Genomic DNA, 4620 nt, shown 5'->3' on the forward strand with positions numbered 1-4620 from the left:
ACTTCGACGAGCCGCAGTGCGTGCAGATCTGCCCCGTCGCGTGCATTCCGGTCAACCCGGCGCACGTCGAGTCGCGCGAGACGCTGTACGAGAAGTACCAGCGGCTCACGTCCGCCTGACCTCACTTCTCCCTCAGTCCCCGGTCTTCCGCCGCTTCCTGCCTGCGGGCGCGGAAGGGTCGCGCGCGGTGAAGTCGTCGGCGCCGATGCTCTTCTTCGGCTTGCGGGGCTTGCGCCATGCCGGCTTCGCCGGCGCGGGATCGTCGTCCCGCTCGGGCAGGGCGAAGACGGCAGGGCGCTGGCCGGCCGCCCGGCTTTCGAACTGCCGGCGTTCGCGCGCCATCGCCTCGGCCTGGCGCTTCGCGTCGCGCGCCTGCGCCTCGCCGGCGCGGCGCTCCTCGTCGGAGCGGCTGTCGTTGGCCTCGATGCCGCGGCCGCCCGCGCAGGGGCGGTCGCTGTAGGTGCTGCCGCAGCGCCAGATCGATGCGGCCTGGCCTGCTGCCTCGGCGTGCAGGTGCAAGGCGCCGGCCAGCAGCAGGATGGCTGCGGCGCCGTGGCGGTTCTTCTTGTGGTTCATGTTCTCCTCCCTGAGATGCGAGTGCCCCCGCTTCAGCCCGCCGGCGGGGCGGTGCTGCCCTCGCCCGGCGGCGCGCGGCGCGGGGGCTTGGGCCGCGGCGGCTTGCTGGTGTGGATCTGCTGCATGGCCTTGTCCATCTCGCCGGCCAGCAGGGCGGGCACGGCATGCAGCGAGCGCACGATCGCGTCGTCGATCGCCTCGCGCTGCTCGCGCAGCGGCTTCTTGAGCACCCAGCCGACCACCTCGGACTTCACGCCCGGGTGGCCGATGCCCAGGCGCAGGCGCCAGTAGTCGCCGGTGCCGAGTTGCGCATGGATGTCGCGCAGCCCGTTGTGCCCGGCATGGCTGCCGCCGAACTTGAGCTTCGCCTCGCCGGGCACGATGTCCAGTTCGTCGTGCACGACCAGGATCTCCTGCGGCGCGATCTTGTAGAAGCGCGCGAGCGCCGCCACCGATTTGCCGGAGAGGTTCATGAAGGTCTGCGGCTGCAGCAGCCAGGCGCTGCGGCCCTGCACGCTGGCGCGCGCCACCAGGCCGTGGTAGCTGCGCTCGGGCAGCAGCGGTACCTTCCAGTCGCGCGCCAGCGCCTCCACCCACCAGAAGCCGGCGTTGTGGCGCGTGGCCTCGTACTCGGGGCCCGGATTGCCCAGGCCGACGAAGAGCTTGATCATGGAAAGGATTATGGAAAGAAAAACGGCCCGCCAAGGCGGGCCGTCTTCATGCGCAAGGACGCGCGGTGCGTCTTACTTCTTCTTGCCGCCCTTGGCCGGCGCGGGCGCCGGGGCTGCTGCGGCGGCAGCGTCGGCCGGTGCAGCCTCTTCCTCGACGACCGGGGCCACCGCGGACACCACCACCGGGTTCGGCTTGCCGTGCGTGATGACCTTCGCGCCCTTGGGCAGCTTCAGGTCGCTCAGGTGCACCGTGGCGCCGTTGGTCAGGCCCGACAGGTCCACCTCGATGAACTCGGGCAGGTCGGCCGGCAGCACGCTGATCTGGAGTTCGGTCATCACGTGGTTGACCAGGTTGTGGTGCAGCTTCACGGCCTCGGACTCTTCCTCGCCCTTGAAGTGCAGCGGCACCTTCACCGTCAGGCGGGTGCGGGCGTCCACGCGCTGGAAGTCCACGTGCTGGACCAGCTGCTTGAACGGGTGGTACTGCACGTCGCGCAGCAGCACCTTGGTGACGTTGCCGCCCAGTTCCATCTCCAGGATGGACGAGTGGAAGGCTTCCTTCTTGAGGGCGTGGAACAGCGCGTTGTGATCGAGCTCGATCAGTTGCGGCTGGCCTTCGCCACCGTAGACGATGCCCGGCGTCTTGCCGGCATTGCGCAGACGGCGGCTCGCACCCGTACCCTGCTTGGCGCGCTCGAAAGCGACGAATTTCATAGTGTTTCTCCAGATGGAACCGGCCGCGACCAGCCTGGCTCCGTTTCAAAAAGCCCCGAAGGGCGCCAAAGGAGTCGCGAAGCGTGCTCCTCAAGACGGCGCGAAGCATCGCGCAGCGCCGTCTCCATTGCGATCAGGGTCCGGCTCTGCCGGTCCTGATCGCACTGACCATCAAACCACTTGGCGATCGCCAGATCGCCAAGTGCTCAAAAAAGATTGTCCTGTTCGGAGAACAGGCTCATCACCGACTCGCCCTTGGCGATGCGCTGGATCGTCTCGGCGAACAGCGGCGCCACGGAGAGCTGGCGGATCTTGCCGCAGCCGGCCGCGCCGTCGGACAGGGGGATGGTGTTGGTCACCACCACCTCGTCGAGCGCCGTGCCCTGGGCGATGCGCTCCAGCGCCGGGCCGGAGAACACGGGATGCGTGCAGTAGGCGTACACCTTCTTCGCGCCGCGCTCCTTGAGCACCTCGGCCGCCTTCACCAGCGTGCCGGCGGTGTCGATCATGTCGTCCATGATCACGCAGTTGCGGCCGTCGATCTCGCCGATGACGTTCATCACCTCGCTCACGTTGGCCTTGGGCCGGCGCTTGTCGATGATGGCCAGGTCGCAGTTGAGCTGCTTGGCCAGCGCCCGGGCGCGCACCACGCCGCCGACGTCGGGGCTGACCACGATCAGGTCCTCGTAGTTCTTGGCGCGCAGGTCGCCCAGCAGCACCGGCGAGGCGTAGATGTTGTCGACCGGGATGTCGAAGAAGCCCTGGATCTGGTCGGCGTGCAGGTCCATCGTCAGCACGCGCGAGACGCCCACGGTCTGCAGCAGGTTGGCCACCACCTTGGCCGAGATCGGCACGCGCGACGAACGCGGGCGGCGGTCCTGGCGGGCGTAGCCGAAGTAGGGGATGACGGCGCTGATCCGCTCGGCCGAGGCGCGCTTGAGCGCGTCGACCATGATCAGCAGCTCCATCAGGTTCTCGTTGGTCGGCGCGCAGGTGGACTGCACCACGAACACGTCGCGCGCGCGCACGTTCTGGTGGAGTTCCACGGTGACTTCGCCGTCGGAGAAGCGGCCCACCCGGGCGGCGCCCAGCGTGGTGCCCAGCGCCTGAGCCACCTCGGCTGCGAAGGCCGGGTTGGCGTTGCCGGTGAAAACCATGAAATCAGGGTGGTACGCCTGCATGCTTGCTTCCCGGCGGTCTTCGGACATTGGGCGGAGTGATCGTGAGGATTTGGCAGGGGAGGAAGGACTCGAACCCTCGAATGCCGGAATCAAAATCCGGTGCCTTAACCAACTTGGCGACTCCCCTACACAGGAGGATGGTCCAACGACCACCCACCGTGAATGTCGCTTCCGGATGCCCCTCCTGCCAGGGAAGGACGCCCGGTTCACCTAGCGTGCCCAGCCTGCGAGAGGATGGACTGCCAGATTGCCGCACTGCCGAAGCTGCCACCCCGGTGGCGGGTCGGCGAGCCGCAGGCCTTGCGGCATTTGCGCGAACACCGCACTGCCGGAGCCGGTCATGCGGGCCGAATCGGAAGAAAGGCCCTGCGCTGCCAGCCAATCGAGGCCTTCGCGCACCGGCGGACAAAGCCGCTCGGCAACCGGCTGCAGGTCGTTGCGGCCAAACCGGTAGATTTGTTCCGCGTCGTTCGCAGCAAAGCCTGAGAGTATAGCAGCAGGCGTGGCGCGCTGCAGGTCCGGCGCCGAAAAAATTCGACCCGTGTCCAGGCCCTGGGGCGGCTTGAGCACGGCGAAGCGGGCGGCGGGCAGATCGACCGGCGTGAGCTGCTCGCCCACCCCTTCCACCCAGGCGTTGCGCCCGCCCAGGAAGAAGGGCACGTCGGCGCCCAGGGCCAGGCCGATGCGCGCCAGCCGCGCCGTGCTCAAGCCCAGGGCCCACAGCCGGTTCAGCGCCAGCAGGCAGGTCGCGGCATCGGACGAGCCGCCGCCCATGCCCGCCTGCGCCGGGATGCGCTTGTGCACCCCGATGTGCGCGCCCAGGCCGGCGGCGCGCGGCCCGGCCGCCGCCTGCAGCGCGCGGGCGGCGCGCAGCACCAGGTCGTCCGCCGGCAGGGGGGTGGCCAGGTCCTCGCGGCTGAGCTGGCCGTCGCGCCGCAGCTCGACGTGCAGCGTGTCGCACCAGTCGATCAGCATGAACACCGACTGGAGCAGGTGGTAGCCGTCCTCGCGCCGGCCGGTGATGTGCAGGAAGAGGTTGAGCTTGGCTGGCGCCGGCAGGTCGTACAGCGCTTTCACGGCACGGCCTGCCGCGGCTCGAACACCACCCGCAGGTCGGCCGTGGGCGGCGGCGACTCGCGCACCGCCTGCAGGCGGCCCGCGGCCGCCTGGCGCAGGTCGGCGCGCCAGCCCGGCACTTCGGCCGGCTCGCCGGCCAGCCAGCGGAAGAGGGCGTCCACCGGCAGGGCGGCGCCGGTCACGCGCTCGGCCAGCAGGTCGATGGAGTCGTAGTGCTGCACCCGGCTGCCGTCGCGCAGCAGGGCCTCGCCGGGCTTCCATGACAGCACGCCCAGCGTCGAGCCGATGGGGCTGGTGAGGATGAGCTCGCCCGCGCCCGGGGCGCCGCGCAGCTCGAACAGGGCGGCGAAGGTCTGGGCCGGCTGGCTGTCCACGTGCAGCGACAGGCGGCCCGTCCAGAC

Annotated in this window: 6 protein-coding genes, 1 tRNA gene and 1 pseudogene; 1 reads left to right on the forward strand and 7 read right to left on the reverse strand. The window is 69.6% G+C overall.

Annotated features, from left to right (window positions below):
- A pseudogene (locus ACIY1X_RS15565) lies at positions 1-119 on the forward strand (ferredoxin); the annotation flags it as partial.
- A gap of 13 nt (positions 120-132) precedes the next feature.
- Here ACIY1X_RS15565 and ACIY1X_RS15570 read toward each other — a convergent pair.
- From ACIY1X_RS15570 to ACIY1X_RS15600, 7 genes are all read right to left on the reverse strand, one after another.
- Entirely contained in the window at positions 133-576 is a 444-nt protein-coding gene (locus ACIY1X_RS15570) for a hypothetical protein (RefSeq protein ID WP_399682034.1), read from the reverse strand.
- 32 nt (positions 577-608) lie between these two features.
- Positions 609-1247, reverse strand: coding sequence for an aminoacyl-tRNA hydrolase (gene pth / locus ACIY1X_RS15575; protein WP_399682037.1), 639 nt, complete (start codon positions 1245-1247; stop codon positions 609-611).
- 72 nt (positions 1248-1319) lie between these two features.
- On the reverse strand, positions 1320-1961 hold the full coding sequence (locus ACIY1X_RS15580) for a 50S ribosomal protein L25/general stress protein Ctc (protein ID WP_399682040.1): 642 nt from the start codon (positions 1959-1961) through the stop codon (positions 1320-1322).
- 206 nt (positions 1962-2167) lie between these two features.
- Positions 2168-3142: a ribose-phosphate pyrophosphokinase gene (locus ACIY1X_RS15585; protein ID WP_399682043.1), complete on the reverse strand. Its 975-nt coding sequence runs from the start codon at positions 3140-3142 to the stop codon at positions 2168-2170.
- A gap of 50 nt (positions 3143-3192) precedes the next feature.
- Positions 3193-3269, reverse strand: a tRNA-Gln gene (locus tag ACIY1X_RS15590).
- 83 nt (positions 3270-3352) lie between these two features.
- Entirely contained in the window at positions 3353-4219 is an 867-nt protein-coding gene (ispE, locus tag ACIY1X_RS15595) for a 4-(cytidine 5'-diphospho)-2-C-methyl-D-erythritol kinase (RefSeq protein ID WP_399682046.1), read from the reverse strand.
- On the reverse strand, positions 4216-4620 hold a 405-nt coding region (locus ACIY1X_RS15600; RefSeq protein WP_399682048.1), incomplete at its 5' end, for a lipoprotein insertase outer membrane protein LolB. The genes ispE and ACIY1X_RS15600, both read right to left, overlap by 4 nt.

This window comes from Xenophilus sp. (assembly GCF_044462705.1).
Lineage (GTDB): Bacteria > Pseudomonadota > Gammaproteobacteria > Burkholderiales > Burkholderiaceae_C > Xenophilus > Xenophilus azovorans.

What these genes read in the sequence shown, in the direction of transcription:
- ACIY1X_RS15570 (WP_399682034.1), bottom strand. Translation starts at nt 576, where the DNA reads ATGAACCACAAGAAGAACCGCCACGGCGCCGCAGCCATCCTGCTGCTG.
- ACIY1X_RS15580 (WP_399682040.1), bottom strand. Translation starts at nt 1,961, where the DNA reads ATGAAATTCGTCGCTTTCGAGCGCGCCAAGCAGGGTACGGGTGCGAGC.
- ACIY1X_RS15585 (WP_399682043.1), bottom strand. Translation starts at nt 3,142, where the DNA reads ATGCAGGCGTACCACCCTGATTTCATGGTTTTCACCGGCAACGCCAAC.
- pth (WP_399682037.1), bottom strand. Translation starts at nt 1,247, where the DNA reads ATGATCAAGCTCTTCGTCGGCCTGGGCAATCCGGGCCCCGAGTACGAG.